This window comes from Pseudomonas sp. Eth.TT006, assembly GCF_054456575.1.
Window position 1 is genome coordinate 51,500 of the sequence record NZ_JBTJEN010000023.1, and the last position, 13,607, is coordinate 65,106.

At 62.0% G+C, this 13,607-nt stretch carries 12 protein-coding genes; 8 read left to right on the forward strand and 4 right to left on the reverse strand.

The window, feature by feature from the left end:
• Window positions 1-190: 190 nt before the first annotated feature.
• Both ACXR0M_RS25450 and ACXR0M_RS25455 read right to left on the reverse strand, forming a co-directional pair.
• Window positions 191-925 (reverse strand): thioesterase II family protein, encoded by a 735-nt coding sequence (locus ACXR0M_RS25450; RefSeq protein WP_458834382.1) that lies wholly within the window; start codon window positions 923-925, stop codon window positions 191-193.
• 79 nt (window positions 926-1,004) lie between these two features.
• Complete coding sequence (locus ACXR0M_RS25455; protein ID WP_458834383.1) at window positions 1,005-2,177, reverse strand: MFS transporter; 1,173 nt, start codon at window positions 2,175-2,177, stop codon at window positions 1,005-1,007.
• A gap of 212 nt (window positions 2,178-2,389) precedes the next feature.
• Here ACXR0M_RS25455 and fabG point away from each other — a divergent pair, with 212 nt between their 5' ends.
• From fabG to ACXR0M_RS25475, 4 genes are all read left to right on the forward strand, one after another.
• A complete protein-coding gene (fabG, locus tag ACXR0M_RS25460; protein ID WP_458834384.1) occupies window positions 2,390-3,190 on the forward strand; it encodes a 3-oxoacyl-ACP reductase FabG in 801 nt (266 codons plus the stop codon).
• On the forward strand, window positions 3,183-5,009 hold the full coding sequence (locus ACXR0M_RS25465) for a glycoside hydrolase family 15 protein (RefSeq protein ID WP_458834385.1): 1,827 nt from the start codon (window positions 3,183-3,185) through the stop codon (window positions 5,007-5,009). The genes fabG and ACXR0M_RS25465 overlap by 8 nt, the downstream gene beginning before the upstream one ends.
• A 381-nt stretch (window positions 5,010-5,390) precedes the next feature.
• Window positions 5,391-5,780 carry a hypothetical protein gene (locus tag ACXR0M_RS25470; protein ID WP_458834386.1) on the forward strand — a complete coding sequence of 130 codons (390 nt, stop codon included), beginning with the start codon at window positions 5,391-5,393 and terminating at the stop codon, window positions 5,778-5,780.
• Between the two features lie 254 nt (window positions 5,781-6,034).
• Window positions 6,035-6,928, forward strand: a complete 894-nt coding sequence (locus ACXR0M_RS25475) for an alpha/beta fold hydrolase (protein ID WP_458834387.1) — start codon at window positions 6,035-6,037, stop codon at window positions 6,926-6,928.
• Here ACXR0M_RS25475 and ACXR0M_RS25480 read toward each other — a convergent pair.
• Window positions 6,897-7,880 (reverse strand): GlxA family transcriptional regulator, encoded by a 984-nt coding sequence (locus tag ACXR0M_RS25480; RefSeq protein WP_458834388.1) that lies wholly within the window; start codon window positions 7,878-7,880, stop codon window positions 6,897-6,899. The genes ACXR0M_RS25475 and ACXR0M_RS25480 overlap by 32 nt on opposite strands.
• A 90-nt stretch (window positions 7,881-7,970) precedes the next feature.
• On the opposite strand from ACXR0M_RS25480, the gene inhA reads away from it, so the two are divergent.
• From inhA to ACXR0M_RS25500, 4 genes are all read left to right on the forward strand, one after another.
• Window positions 7,971-8,657, forward strand: coding sequence for an isonitrile hydratase (gene inhA / locus ACXR0M_RS25485; RefSeq protein ID WP_458834389.1), 687 nt, complete (start codon window positions 7,971-7,973; stop codon window positions 8,655-8,657).
• 1,030 nt (window positions 8,658-9,687) lie between these two features.
• A complete protein-coding gene (locus ACXR0M_RS25490) occupies window positions 9,688-10,479 on the forward strand; it encodes a lysostaphin resistance A-like protein (protein WP_458834390.1) in 792 nt (263 codons plus the stop codon).
• A 102-nt stretch (window positions 10,480-10,581) separates the two neighbouring features.
• Entirely contained in the window at window positions 10,582-12,147 is a 1,566-nt protein-coding gene (locus tag ACXR0M_RS25495; RefSeq protein ID WP_458834391.1) for a methyl-accepting chemotaxis protein, read from the forward strand.
• A 240-nt stretch (window positions 12,148-12,387) separates the two neighbouring features.
• The gene (locus tag ACXR0M_RS25500; protein WP_458834392.1) at window positions 12,388-13,086 is read left to right on the forward strand and encodes a hypothetical protein; all 699 of its coding nucleotides are present in this window, start codon (window positions 12,388-12,390) and stop codon (window positions 13,084-13,086) included.
• A gap of 77 nt (window positions 13,087-13,163) precedes the next feature.
• On the opposite strand, the gene ACXR0M_RS25505 is transcribed toward ACXR0M_RS25500, so the two are convergent.
• Window positions 13,164-13,523 (reverse strand): DUF6124 family protein, encoded by a 360-nt coding sequence (locus ACXR0M_RS25505; protein WP_458834393.1) that lies wholly within the window; start codon window positions 13,521-13,523, stop codon window positions 13,164-13,166.
• Between the last annotated feature and the right edge of the window lie 84 nt (window positions 13,524-13,607).

The following is a 13,607-nucleotide window of genomic DNA, read 5'->3' on the forward strand; positions in this document are numbered from 1 at the left end:
CCGGAAAAATTAGCGAATGAGAACAACTATCAGGAGGGAGGTAAAACGGGGACTTCAGGCGCACTACAGATCAAATGTGGGAGCGGGCTTGCTCCGGGCGGCGATCCGACGAAAGCGGCGTGTCAGTCCTTAAGATGTCGACTGACACGCCGCTTTCGCGAGCAAGCCCGCTCCCACAAGGATTCGGCGATCAGGCGGTTGCAGCCATGGCATGCCGGCGATGATGCACATCCAGTTGATCCTTGATCAGCTTCAGCACCCGCGCTTCATGCTCATGCAGGAAAAAATGCCCGCCGGCGAACATGTCCACGGAGAAGCTGCCGAGGGTTTCCTGGCTCCAGCCGATCAGTTGTTCGGTGGTGGCGCGGTCGGTGGTGCCGCCCAGTACGTGGATCGGGCATTTGAGCAGCGCACGCTGAATCGGGCGGAACGTGCCGCACAACAGAAAATCGGCGCGCAGGATCGGCAAGGTCAGGCTCATCAGCTCGGCACTGGCCAGCACCTCTTCACTGGTGCCGTTGAGGGTGCGCAGCTGCTCGATCAGTTCGGCGTCGGTTTTCGGCTCGGCGAAACCGCGGTCGTAGTCGCTGCGCATGGTCGGCGCGGCAGTGCCCGAGGCGAACAGCGCCACCGGCTCCGGCAGGCCCAGCGCGCGCAAGGCATGCGCCAGTTCGCAGGCGAGCAAGGCGCCGAGGCTATGGCCGAAAATCGCGTACGGCGCGCGCAACGTCGGTTGCAGCTCGGCGGCCAGTTGCCGGGCCAGCGTGCGCATGTCGGTTTGCAGCGGTTCGCCAAAGCGCGCGCCGCGTCCCGGCAGCTCCAGCGGTTGCAGCGTCAGCCACTGCGGCAGTTTGCGCCGCCAGCGGCTGTAGACCATGGCGCTGGCGCCCGAATAAGGAAGGCACAGCAAGGTCAGCTGAGTCACCGGGGGTCACCTCGAAAAGTTGTCTGTCTAAATGAACGAAGACCCCCTCGCACAAATTAGCCCGGCAACCCGGCAACACTTATTTCAGATAGCGGAAACTCTGTACTGCCGAACCGAGCACCACCGCCCCGGCGACAATCGCCAGCCAGAAACCGCTGCGCGCGCCGAAGGCATCCACCAGTGCGCCGGAGCCCGCCGCCCCCAGCGCCACACCGATGCTCAGGCCGGTCACCAGCCAGGTCAGGCCTTCAGTGAGTTTCGCCGGCGGGACGATGCGCTCGACCAGCGCCATGGCCACGATCAGCGTCGGCGAGAAGAACAGCCCGGCGACGAACACCGCCAGCGACAGTCCGAAAATATTGCTCGCCAGCAACAGCGGCAGGGTGGTCACAGCGGTGGCGATGCCGCCGTACAGAAACAGCCGCGGCAACGGCAGTTTCGAGCGCATCGCACCGAAGGCGATCCCGGCCAGACAGGAACCGATGGCGTACACCGACAGCACGATGCTCGCCGCTGCCGGCTGGCCCTGTTGCTGGGCGAACGCGACGCTGACCACATCGACTACACCAACGATCACGCCCATGGCGAGCATCAACGCCAGCAACCATTGAACATCGGTCGAACCAATGATCGAACCCTGGTGCTGCGATTCCTGCGCATGCACCGGCGGCTCGGTGCTGCGCTGCGCGACAAACGCCGTCACGCCGAGCGCTAGCGCCAGCAGCGCCGCCAACGGCCCGGCCTCGGGAAACGCCACCACGCACAAGCCCACCGACAGCGGCGGACCGACGATGAAACAGACTTCATCGAGCACCGACTCCAGCGCGTACGCGGTCTGCAATTGCGGCTGACCACGATAGATTTCGGTCCAACGCGCCCGCACCATCGCCGACATGCTCGGCATGCAACCGGCCAGTGCGGCGAAGATGAACAGGGTCCAGGTCGGCGCCTGCAAGCGCGTGCACACCAGCAACAGCAACAACCCGCCGCCACCAAGCAACGCCGACAGCGGCAGCACCCTGCCCTGACCGAAACGATCGACCAGCCGCGACACCTGCGGCGCACAAAACGCCGTGGCCAGAGCGAACGTCGCCGCCACCGCACCGGCCAGCGCGTAACCGCCCTTGAGTTGCGAGAGCATGGTGATCAGGCCGATGCCGGTCATGGAAATCGGCATGCGCGCGAGCATCCCGGCGAGCACAAAATTTCGCGCACCGGGGGCGTTGAACAATTCGCGGTAGGGGTTTGCCATGGGTTGCCGCCTCATCAGGGGCCGCCAAGTTGCCATAGGGTCGGGTGGCGGGGAAGCGAGGAATTGTTGCAGGAATGTGAAAGCGTTGAGGATCAAAAGATCGCAGCCTGCGGCAGCTCCTACAGGTAATGCGATCTTTTGCTCTTCGCCACTGAACTCTCATATGGCACGACCAGTCAGCTGATCAGGCCCTCACTCAAGGCACGATTCGCATGCAGATTTCCCTCGCCAGACAAGTAGCCCTGATCACCGGCGCCAGCTCCGGCATCGGTTACGCCGCCGCCAAAGCGCTGGCCGCTGCCGGTGCGGCGGTGGTGATTCATTACAACCGCCAGGCCGAGCCTGCCGAAGCCCTGGCGCGACAGATCATCGCCGACGGTGGCCAGGCCATCGCGATTGGCGCCGATGTGTCGAAGGAGGATGAGGTCGAACGGCTGTTCGCCGAAGCCCTTGATGCCTTTGGTTCGCTGGACATTCTGGTGGCCAATTCCGGCCTGCAGAAGGATGCGCCGGCGGTGGACATGACGCTGGAGGACTGGAACACCGTGATCGGCGTCAACCTCACCGGCCAGTTCCTCTGCGCCCGCGCCGCATTGCGGATTTTCAATCGCCAGGGCGTGCGCGAAGGTGTCTCGCGCGCGGCCGGCAAGATCATTCACATGAGCTCGGTGCACCAGCGCATTCCGTGGGCCGGGCATGTCAATTACGCGGCGTCCAAGGGCGGAGTGGATCTGCTGATGCAGAGTCTGGCGCAGGAAGTCAGCGAGCAGAAAATCCGGATCAACAGCATTGCCCCGGGGGCGATTCGCACGCCAATCAACGCTGAGGCCACCGAGGGTGAAGCCGGGCAAAAGCTGCTGGAGTTGATCCCCTATGGGCGCATCGGCGATGTCGAGGACGTGGCCAACGCGGTGGTGTTCCTCGCCTCCGATCTGGCTGATTACATCGTCGGCACCACCCTGTTCATCGACGGCGGCATGAGTCTTTATCCGGAGTTCCGTGGCAATGGCTGAGCATCACGACGAACGACAAAGCCCGATCGGCGCCCACGGCATCATCGGCGATCTGCGCAGTGCGGCGCTGGTCAACGACAAGGGCAGCGTGGATTTTTTCTGCTGGCCGGAATTCGACAGTCCGTCGATCTTCTGTTCGCTGCTGGACAGCCCCGACGCCGGGATTTTCCAACTGGCCCCGGACCTGCCCGATGCCCGTCGCGAGCAGATCTACCTGCCGGACACCAACGTCCTGCAAACCCGCTGGCTTAGTGACAATGCCGTGGTGGAAATTACCGACCTGCTGCCGATCGGCGACAACGACGATGCCCTGCCGCTGCTGATGCGACGGGTGCGGGTGGTCAGCGGTCGGGCCTCGTTCCATATGCGCTGCGCGGTGCGTCACGATTACGCCCGTGCCAACACGCAGGCGCAGATGGATCAGCAGGAGGTGGTGTTCAGCGCCGACGGTCAGCCTGCGCTGCGCCTGGCGTCGGATCAGCCCTTGAGCGTGGAGGCGCAGGTCGCCGTCGCGCACTTCACGCTTGAACACAACGAAACCGCCGCCTTCATGCTCGGCGCCAGCGACGATCCGCGTTTTGCCAAAGGCGCCGGGGAGTTGTGCATGGAACGCACGCTGAAGTTCTGGCGCGACTGGATCCGCCAGTCCAACTATCGCGGACGCTGGCGCGAGATGGTCAATCGCTCGGCGCTGGCGCTGAAGCTGCTGACCTCGCGCAAACACGGCGCGATCCTCGCGGCCGCGACGTTCGGTCTGCCGGAAACGCCCGGCGGCGAGCGCAACTGGGATTACCGCTACACCTGGATCCGCGACGCTTCGTTCACCGTCTACGCGTTCATGCGCCTGGGCTTCGTCAGCGAGGCCAACGCCTACATGAGCTGGCTGCGCGGGCGGGTCAGCGATTGCTGCGGTCAGCCAACCAAACTCAACATTCTGTATGCCATCGATGGCCGTCAGGAATTGCCGGAAACCGAGCTTACCCACTTGGCCGGTCACGGCGGCGCGCAACCGGTGCGCATCGGCAACGGCGCCTATGACCAGATCCAGCTGGATATTTTCGGCGAGCTGATGGACGCGGTGTATCTGGTCAACAAATACGGCGACGCGATTTCCCACGAAGGCTGGAAACACGTGCGCGAAGTGGTCGATCAGGTATGTGAGACCTGGCAGACCAAGGATGTGGGAATCTGGGAAATGCGCGGCGAGCAGCACCACTTTCTGCACTCGCGACTGATGTGCTGGGTGGCGCTGGACCGGGCGATTCGCCTCGCCTCGAAACGTTCGCTGCCGGCGCCGTTCGCCCAGTGGGATCAGACCCGTCAGGCGATCTATGCGGACATCTGGGACAACTTCTGGGATGAGGAACGCGGGCATTTCGTCCAGTACAAGGGCGGCACCGCGCTCGACGGCTCGATGCTGCTGATGCCGCTGGTGCGTTTCGTCAGCGCCAAGGACCCGCGCTGGCTGTCGACCCTGGAAGCCATCGAAAAGACGCTGGTGCGCGACGGCATGGTCTATCGCTATCGCAACGAAGACAGCAACATCGATGGCCTGACCGGCACCGAAGGCGCGTTTGCCGCCTGCTCGTTCTGGTACGTCGAATGCCTGGCCCGCGCCGGTCAGGTGGAAAAGGCCCATCTGGAGTTCGAACAGCTGCTGCGCTATGCCAACCCGCTGGGCCTGTACGCCGAAGAGTTCGACAGCCATGGCCGGCATCTGGGCAATACCCCACAGGCGCTGACCCATTTGGCGCTGATCAGTGCGGCGAGCTTTCTTGATCGGCGGTTGAGTGGGGAGAAGAGTGAGTGGCAGCCGTAAGTTCGTCAGAGTGCGTAGGAAATCTACGGTTTTCTCGCACCTGGCGGCGCTAACGCCTACACAGAAATAAACAGCTGTGGTGAGGGGATTTATCCCCGATGGGCTGCGCAGCAGCCCCGCTTCTGGCTCTGTAACTGACCCGGCAAATCCCGTGCTGCCTGACTTTGCGCCTGCTGCGCAGGCGATCGGGGATAAATCCCCTCACCACAGATGGTGTCCTTCAGTGGCTGTTTACTTTAAACAACCGCTCGCTGATCCCTCCCCCGCAACTCGCACTTACACCCTGAAATACCCTGTTGCCAGCTGTTACATCCCCACCTACCATCCATCGCAACGGGCACAGCGGAGCTGTCCAATAAAACCCGAATTCAAGGAACCAGAATGACCCTGCACGTCCACCGCCTCATCGCCACGCCCCTGCGCACCGGCCTGACCCGCACCCAGCTCTGGGACGCCGCCGACAAGGGCCTAATCAAATGCTGGGAAATCGGCCGCCAGCGCGCCGCCCGCTTCCCCGCCCTCGCCCAACAATGCCTCGCCGGCGAACTGCCGGTACTTGGCTGGAAAGGTGGCGTCAGTCGCAGCCTGAAGAAAAACGAGAAATACGGCTCGCTGAAATATCTGGCGCAGTGGCAAGGCTTGCGTGGAGAGGATCTGGATATCGATCTGGGTGAGGAACGGGCGCTGACCTGTTCGCGGACGAAGATGCGGGTGACTTTTACGCCGGATCGGGCCAAGTATTTCAATGAGATGGCGCAAGCCGAGGCTTGAGAAGCAACGCTGGATCAGGATCAAAAACGCCGATTGCGATCATCGGCGAAGATCATTGGCAGAAGGTGCTGTTCGGTTAACCAGAACCGGACGCGACCAGTGGCGCTTCCCCTGTGGCGAGGGAGTTTGCTCCCGCTGGGTTGCGAAGCGACCCCATACCTCAATGGCTTGCTGCGCAGGCCTGCAGGGGTAAGTTTCCTCACCACAAAAGAATGGTCTAGTGTTGCCTGACGCCCTTAGCTGTGGAGTCTGCCGTGTCTGACATTCAACGTGTAGCGACAGCCAACTTGAGTATTGCCTTTGAACAGCACGGCCCGTCCAACGGCGACGCGGTCATATTGCTGCATGGCTTTCCCTACTCGCCTCGGGCGTACGACGAAATCGCCCCCGCCCTCGCCGCCCACGGGTATCGGGTGATCGTCCCGTACCTGCGCGGTTACGGCCCGACCCGCTTCAACAGCCCCGAAACCATGCGCTCCGGCCAGCAAGCGGCACTCGCTCAAGACCTGCTGGATCTGATGGATGCGCTGGGTATCGAGCAGGCCACACTCTGCGGTTACGACTGGGGCGGTCGGGCGGCGTGCATTGTGGCGGCGCTGTTTCCCGAGCGGGTACGCGGGTTGGTCACCGGGGATGGCTACAACCTGCAGGACATCGCCAATTCAACCCGACCACTGGATCCGCAGACCGAGCATCGACTCTGGTATCAGTACTACTTCCATACCCCGCGCGGCGTCGAAGGTCTGACGCAACATCGCCAGGCATTTTGTGAGTTGCTCTGGAAACTGTGGTCGCCGACCTGGAGCCGCGGCGCCGAACGGTATCCGCTGACCGCGCCAGCCTTCGACAACCCGGACTTCGTCGACGTGGTTATTCACTCGTACCGCCATCGCTTCATGTACGCACCGGGCGATCCGGCGTTGCAATGGATGGAGGACGCGTTGATCCGGCAACCGCCGATCAGCGTGCCGACTGTTTCATTGTGCGGTGCCGACGACGGTGTCGGCCCGGCGCCGGAGGAAGATGACGACATTTCGCATTTCACGGGCCCGTATGAGAGGCGTGTGCTGTCCGGTGTCGGCCATAACATTCCCGAGGAAGCGCCGCAACAAACCCTCAAGGCATTACTGGATCTGCTTCAGCACTGAGCGAAAACCGCTCCCGATACGCCTGCGGCGTCACCCCGACTGCCCGCAGAAAACTGCGGCGCAATGTCTCTTCACTGCCAAAGCCGCAATGGGCGGCGATGCGTTTCACCGGCAAGCCGCTGTCGCTGAGCAGGCGCCGCGCGGTTTCGACGCGGATCAGTTCGATGGCGCGGGCCGGGGTCTGGCCGGTGTCGGCGCGGTAGTGGCGGACGAAACTGCGTTCGCTCATGCCGGCCTGTTCGGCCAGGGTTGGCACGCCGAGGTCGCAGGTGAGGTTTTCGGCGATCCAGGCGTGCAGCTCGTCGAAACGATTGCCCTGATTTTGCAGGGCCAGGGTCACGCTGAATTGCGATTGCCCGCCCGGGCGCTTGAGAAACACCACCAGATGCCGGGCGACGTCGAGGGCGATGTCGCGGCCCAGGTCCTGTTCGACCATTGCCAGTGCCAGATCGATGCCTGCGGTGACACCCGCCGAGGTCCAGACCGGGCCGTCGTTGATGAAGATCGGATTGGCTTCGACCTGCAGCTTGGGGTGCTGCTGCGCCAGCTGCTCGCAACGGGTCCAGTGGGTGACCACGCGGCGGCCGTCGAGCCAGCCGCTGGCGGCCAACAGAAAAGCACCGGTACACACGGAAGCCACGCGGCGGCAGCCTGTCGCGTGTTCGCGCACCCAGTTCACCAGCGCCAAGTCCTCGGCCGCCGCGTAAATGCCCCAGCCGCCAGCGATGATCAAGGTGTCGCTGGCCGCCTGCGGCAGCGGTTCGGCGAGCAGCGCCAGCCCCGCCGACGACATCACCGCCCCGCCCTCGCGGGCAATCACCGACGGCGCATACGGCACAGGCAAGCCGCGCTGGCGGGCAAGGTCGTTGGCCGAGGCGAACACTTGCAGCGGCCCGGTGACGTCGAGGATCTGCACGTTGGCAAAGGCGAGTACGTGAATGGTTTTCGGCATTTGGCGTAATTCGTGGGTTGATTGGCGTATGCGCCAGAACCTACGCGCCTACAGTGAAGCCGTCCACCCCCTCGAATGGAGAAATACCCCATGACGTTGCAGATCGGTTTTCTGTTGTTCCCCCAGGTGCAGCAACTGGACCTCACCGGCCCTTATGACGTGCTGGCTTCGCTGCCGGATGTGCAGGTGCACCTGATCTGGAAGGATCTCGTGCCGGTCACCGCGAGCACCGGCCTGCTGCTGAAACCGACCACCACTTTCGACGACTGCCCGGATCTGGATGTGATCTGCGTGCCCGGCGGCGCCGGGGTCGGCGCGCTGATGGAGGACGAGCAGACGCTGGCCTTCATCCAGCGTCAGGCGGCGCAGGCGAAGTATGTGACGTCGGTGTGCACCGGTTCGCTGGTGCTTGGCGCCGCTGGCTTGCTACGCGGCAAACGCGCCACCACGCATTGGGCTTATCACGAGTTACTGCCGAAACTGGGGGCGATCGCGGTGCAGGATCGGGTGGTACGCGACGGCAATCTGTTTACCGGTGGCGGGATTACCGCGGGGATCGATTTTGCCCTGGTGCTGGCCGAAGAGCTGGTCGGGGGCGAGGCGGCGCAATTGACTCAACTGCAACTGGAATATGCGCCGGCGCCGCCGTTTGAGTCGGGCAGCCCGGATACCGCACCGAACGCTATCGTGGATGAGGCCCGCCTGCGCGCTGCGCCTTCGTTGAAACTGCGCACGGAAATCACCGAACGCGCGGCGGCGAGGCTGAATTTGCGCTGATCCCTCGTCAAACACAAAACCCATGGTGGAACACAAATCCCTGTGGGAGCTGGCTTGCCAGCGAAGGCGGCGTGTCAGGCGACATGAATGTTGTCTGATCCAGCGCTTTCGCGAGCAAGCCCGCTCCCACATTGGGATCTGCGTCTGAACTGCGCACGGACATTACCGAGCGCGCAGCGGCGAGGCTCAATCTGCGCTGATCCATTACCAAACACAAAACCCATGGTGGAATACAAATCCCTGTGGGAGCGGGCTTGCTCGCGAAGGCGGCGTGTCAGGTGACATGAGTGTTGTCTGATCCAGCGCTTTCGCGAGCAAGCCCGCTCCCACATTGGGATTTGCGTCTGAACTGCGTACCGAAATCACCGAGCGCGCGGCGGCGAGGCTGGATTTGCGCTGATCCCTCGTCAAACACGAAACCCAGGGTGGAACACAAATCCCTGTGGGAGCGGGCTTGCTCGCGAAGGGGGCGCGTCAGGCGACATGAATGTTGTCTGATCCAGCGCTTTCGCGAGCAAGCTCGCTCCCACATTGGGATCTGCGTCTGAACTGCGTACCGAAATCACCGAACGCGCGGCGGCGAGGCTGAATTTGCGCTGATCCCTCGTCAAACACAAAACCCATGGTGGAACACAAATCCCTGTGGGAGCGGGCTTGCTCGCGAAGGGGGCGTGTCAGGCGACATGAATGTTGTCTGATCCAGCGCTTTCGCGAGCAAGCTCGCTCCCACATTGGGATCTGTGTCTGAATTACGCACCGAAATCACTGAGCGCGCGGCGGCGAGGCTGGATTTGCGCTGATCCTCCTCCAAACACAAAACCCTGTAGGAGTGAGCCTGCTCGCGATCGCGGTGTGTCAGCCAACAATTATTTGACTGATGCACCGCGATCGCGAGCAGGCTCACTCCTACAGGGGATCGAGTTGATCTCAGGTTTGCTCTCTGTCCCCACATCCCGCCTCACCTTCACTTGTCCCCACGCTCCCGTCCGTGTAGAAAGCCGTTCCACAAAATTCTGCACAAGGACTTTCGATGAAGGCGTTGCCATGGCCCTATCTGGCACTTCTCGGCCTCGGTTATGGATTGGCGTGGAGTTATGGCCAACTCGGCTGGCTTGCGTTGATCTCCCTCGGATTGTTGCTGGTGACCGGTTTCGCCGTGCGCCAGCAGCAGGTGCCAGTGGCGCGGGTGCTCGGGCACGCGGTGTTTATCTTTCTCGCCTTGTCGCTGGCATTGCACTGGCTGCCGGGGTTCGATAACGGTCGGGCCATCGCGCGGACGCGTTTCACCGACGACGCCGTACCATTCGCCATGTTCCTGAATCTGGACAAGCCGCTGATCGGCTTCTGGCTGTTGCTCGCCTGCCCATGGATTGTCGCCTCCTGCTCGTTGCGTAAGACGGTCAGCGCCAGCGTGCTCGGACTGGCATTCAGCGCCGTCCTCGCGCTGGGTGGCGCGTTGTTATTCGGGATGATTGCCTGGGCACCAAAGTGGCCCGATCAGGCGTGGCTGTGGCTGCTGAACAATCTGCTGCTGGTGACGCTGGTCGAGGAAGCGCTGTTTCGCGGCTATATACAGGGCGGTTTGAGCCGTCTGTTCAAGCACCTGCCCCACGGCGATAACCTCGCCCTGCTGCTGGCCTCGTTGATCTTTGCCCTGGCGCATCTGGGCGCGGGATGGCACTGGGTGTTGCTGGCGGGTCTGGCGGGGCTCGGCTATGGTCTGGCCTACCGTTTTGGTGGCCTGGCTGCGGCGATCATCACGCACTTTGGGCTGAACCTGCTGCATTTTGCCTTGTTCACCTATCCGATGCTGGCCGGTTGAAGCAAGTGCGATTTTGCGACGCCGTACATGTTTCTGAAAAAAATCTTCAACAAATGCCTGTCAGCGCCGACAACCTTTCAAAGCCTTGCGGATTGAAAAACCATGCGTAACAACCAGCCCATTACACAACGCGAACGCACTTTCCCGGCTCAGCAACGGTTGATTTCCACAACCGACGCCAAAGGCGTGATCACCTACTGCAACGACGCTTTCGTCGAAATCAGCGGGTTTTCGCGTGAAGAGCTGATCCGGGCGCCGCACAACCTGGTCCGTCATCCTGACGTGCCAGCGGCGGTGTTTTCGCACATGTGGGGCACACTGAAACAAGGCTTGCCATGGATGGGCATTGTCAAGAATCGCTGCAAGACCGGTGACCACTACTGGGTTAACGCCTATGTCACACCGGTGTTCGACGGCAATCAGGTGGTCGGTTACGAGTCGGTGCGGATCAAACCCACCGCCGAACAGATCCGCCGCGCCGAAGCGCTCTACCAACGCATCAACCAGGGCAAGTCAGCGATCCCTTCCAGCGACAAATGGCTGCCGATGCTGCAGGACTGGCTGCCGTTCATTCTGGTCAGCCAACTGAGCTTCGTGATCGGCGCGAGCCTGAACTCGCACTGGGGCTTCGCCCTCGCCGCCGGTCTGTCGGTGCCGCTGGGCCTGATGGGCCTGCAATGGCAGCAACGCGGGCTCAAACGCCTGCTGCGCCTGGCCGAGCAGACCACCTCCGACCCGCTGATCGCGCAGATGTACACCGACAGCCGTGGCGCCCAGGCGCGTCTGGAAATGTCGATCCTCAGCCAGGAAGCACGCCTGAAAACCTGCCTGACCCGTCTGCAGGACACCGCCGAACACCTGACCGATCAGGCCAAACAGTCCGACGCGCTGGCGCACAACAGCTCCAGCGGGCTGGAACGCCAGCGCGTGGAAACCGAACAGGTCGCCACCGCCGTCAACCAGATGGCGGCGACCACGCAAGAAGTCGCCAGCCACGTGCAGCGCACCGCTGATGCTACTCAGGAAGCCAATCGCCTGACCGGTCGCGGCCGCGACATCGCCGGGGAAACCCGCGAAGCCATTCAGCGCCTGTCCGTAGTTGTCGGTGAAACCGGTCTGACCGTCACCCAATTGGCCAAGGACAGCGACGAAATCGGCGGTGTGGTCGACGTGATCAAAGGCATCGCCGACCAGACCAACCTGCTCGCCCTCAACGCTGCGATTGAAGCCGCGCGTGCCGGCGAGATGGGCCGCGGCTTTGCTGTGGTAGCTGACGAAGTCCGGCAACTGGCGCAACGCACCAGCGAATCCACCGGGCAGATCCACGCCCTGATCGCCAAGTTGCAGCAAACCGCTTCGAGCGCCGTGCAAACCATGGAAGCCGGGCATCGCCAGGCCGAAGAAGGTGTAGCACGGGTACTGGAAGCGGATCAGGCGCTGGTCGGGATCAGTGAAGCGGTGGCCAACATCACCGACATGACCACGCAGATCGCCGCTGCCACCGAAGAGCAAAGTGCGGTGGCTGAGGAGATCAGCCGCAACATCAGCAACATTTCGGAACTGGCGGACCAGACCTCCGAACAGGCGCATAATTCGGCGTTGCTGAGTGAAGAGCTGACCAAGACGGCCAATACGCAGTACTCGTTGGTGGAGCGATTTAACCGCTAAACAGCAAAAGATCGCAGCCTGCGGCAGCTCCTACAGATGATCCGTGTAGGAGCTGCCGAAGGCTGCGATCTTTTGACTTTAAAAGCCCGGACGGCGAAAGCTGTCCGGGCTTTTTCGTTTCTGGTTCAGGCATCGGGACTGGATCGCCGCGATAGTGGCACATTAATATCTATCATCCCTTCAGAATTCCTGCATGCGGACGACAACCTCGGCAAATCCGTTCCTTGTTGTGAGTCCTTCATGAAGAAGTTCGCTGTCCTGATGTTCGCCGTTCTGTTCCTGGCCGGATGCGCCAATCAGAAATTCAAGCCTGAATACCGTAGCCAGATTCACACGGTAAAAATCCTTCCAGTGTCATGGAAACCCCGGGAAATGACCTACATGGGCCGCGAACAAGCATGGGGTGCCGCCATTGGCGCGGGCGTCGGTACCGGCGTCGGTCTGGCGGCAGGCGCCGGCAAGATCGGTACCGCGGCACTCGGCGGTGCCGGTTTCGCCGCCGGTTTGAAGGCCGGCGACCTGGCCTCCATGTCGACCGTCGATGCGATCCTCTACAACATGGAAACCGCCAACATCAACCTCGGCGACCTGGTGAAAAAGAGCTTCGAAGAAAAACTCGCCGCCAGCGGCCGCTTCAAAATCGTCGGCGACAACGAACCGGCAGACGCGCAGATTGAATTGACCGTATTCAGTTGGGGTTTCGCCCTGACCCAGGGCTTCAGCAGCGTGGTTTACCCGAACATTGCGGTGAACGGCGTGATGAAGCGCGGCAACGAGTTGATCTGGCAGCGCAACGAGCCGATCACCGCGTTTAACGGCGCCAACACCTACGGTTACGAGCCGCTGCGCTATCGCACCGAACCGGAACTGGTGCGCACCGCATTGACCGGTGTTTCGCAGATTGTCGCCGACTATCTGGTCAAGGATCTGAACGAGTAGCGCTTTGCTGAGCGCAGCCTGATTTAAACGAAAAGGGACGATTTATTTTTCTTCAAATAAATCGTCCCTTTTTCTATTCACTCTGCGGGTACGACGTTATCCAGCGCCTGATTCACCGCCAACTCCCCGAGCATCACCACCTGCGCAATCCCCAGCAGCGTATTGCGCCCCGGCCCCTCCAACGTGCCGGCGAAATCACCGAGCATCACCGTGGCCGAGGCCAGGGATTCGCAGGCGTTGGCCAGCAGGGCTTCGGTGTCGGCTTGCGGGTTGGCGCTGAACAGGCTGCTGGGGGTGTACGGCGTGGCCATGATTTGCGCGGGCGCGAGGTAGTGGTCGAGGGCGCGTTCGGCGGCATCGTGGAGTTTTCGCGAGTTGAGTGATTCGTAGGGAGATACCGAGTCCGGGATCGGCGGATGGGTGTTGGTGTCGGACATCGACTGAGACTCCAGGCACGTTGAAAGAGTGACTCCCTGTAGGAGCTGCCGAAGGCTGCGATCTTTTGACGTTGCTGTTGAAAA

What these genes read in the sequence shown, in the direction of transcription:
- ACXR0M_RS25465 (WP_458834385.1), top strand. Translation starts at nt 3,183, where the DNA reads ATGGCTGAGCATCACGACGAACGACAAAGCCCGATCGGCGCCCACGGC.
- fabG (WP_458834384.1), top strand. Translation starts at nt 2,390, where the DNA reads ATGCAGATTTCCCTCGCCAGACAAGTAGCCCTGATCACCGGCGCCAGC.
- ACXR0M_RS25480 (WP_458834388.1), bottom strand. Translation starts at nt 7,880, where the DNA reads ATGCCGAAAACCATTCACGTACTCGCCTTTGCCAACGTGCAGATCCTC.
- ACXR0M_RS25495 (WP_458834391.1), top strand. Translation starts at nt 10,582, where the DNA reads ATGCGTAACAACCAGCCCATTACACAACGCGAACGCACTTTCCCGGCT.
- ACXR0M_RS25470 (WP_458834386.1), top strand. Translation starts at nt 5,391, where the DNA reads ATGACCCTGCACGTCCACCGCCTCATCGCCACGCCCCTGCGCACCGGC.
- ACXR0M_RS25455 (WP_458834383.1), bottom strand. Translation starts at nt 2,177, where the DNA reads ATGGCAAACCCCTACCGCGAATTGTTCAACGCCCCCGGTGCGCGAAAT.
- ACXR0M_RS25505 (WP_458834393.1), bottom strand. Translation starts at nt 13,523, where the DNA reads ATGTCCGACACCAACACCCATCCGCCGATCCCGGACTCGGTATCTCCC.
- inhA (WP_458834389.1), top strand. Translation starts at nt 7,971, where the DNA reads ATGACGTTGCAGATCGGTTTTCTGTTGTTCCCCCAGGTGCAGCAACTG.
- ACXR0M_RS25500 (WP_458834392.1), top strand. Translation starts at nt 12,388, where the DNA reads ATGAAGAAGTTCGCTGTCCTGATGTTCGCCGTTCTGTTCCTGGCCGGA.
- ACXR0M_RS25490 (WP_458834390.1), top strand. Translation starts at nt 9,688, where the DNA reads ATGAAGGCGTTGCCATGGCCCTATCTGGCACTTCTCGGCCTCGGTTAT.